The following is a 612-nucleotide window of genomic DNA, read 5'->3' as shown; positions in this document are numbered from 1 at the left end:
TTTTTGTTGAGTGTGGATGTTGTGTGTTGGGGTTGGCACAGTGTTGGGGTTGGGTTAGCGAAGTTGTTTGGTTTGTCATGGCTGTTGGGTGTCTGGGACAATCTGTTTGTTCCTTTTTGTGGACGCTCGGCAATGGGCTGATGAGTTTTCGTTGGTTTGTTGTGGGTGTTTAGTGTTGTTTGAGAACTGTATAGTGGACGCGAGTATCTTCTTTTTGTGATTTTTTGTTTGAAATCATTTTTGTTCACGCGCTGATTACATGAATGTTTTGTTTGTGTGGTTGGTGTGTGGGTGTCTTAGTATTTTGTGTTGTCTGTGAAGGGCGCACGGTGGATGCCTTGGGCATGATAAGCCGATGAAGGACGTGGAAGGCCGCGATAGTCCTCGGGGAGTTGTCAATCGAGCGTTGATCCGAGGGTGTCCGAATGGGGAAACCTGGCCACAGTTGTGTGTGGTCGCTGCATGAATGAATTCATAGTTTGTGTGGTGGTAACGCGGGGAAGTGAAACATCTTAGTACCCGTAGGAGAAGAAAATAATAATGATTCTGCTAGTAGCGGCGAGCGAACGTGGATTTTTGGCTAAACTGCATGCGTGTGATACCTGGCAGGGG

The 612-nt window shown here is 47.2% G+C and carries 1 protein-coding gene and 1 rRNA gene; one reads left to right on the top strand and one right to left on the bottom strand.

Annotated elements, in window-relative coordinates:
- Positions 1 to 248 (bottom strand): hypothetical protein (locus tag HMPREF3166_RS10245; RefSeq protein ID WP_210383924.1); only part of this gene is annotated, 248 nt, incomplete at its 3' end.
- A 58-nt stretch (positions 249 to 306) separates the two neighbouring features.
- Here HMPREF3166_RS10245 and HMPREF3166_RS06235 point away from each other — a divergent pair.
- A 23S ribosomal RNA gene (locus HMPREF3166_RS06235) occupies positions 307 to 612 on the top strand; the annotation flags it as partial.

Origin of the sequence: Corynebacterium sp. HMSC08A12 (assembly GCF_001807485.1) — a bacterium.
GTDB classification, from domain to species: Bacteria; Actinomycetota; Actinomycetes; order Mycobacteriales; family Mycobacteriaceae; genus Corynebacterium; species Corynebacterium evansiae.
Note: the sequence above shows the minus strand (reverse complement) of the source record. Positions and strands in the feature narration are given on the sequence as shown.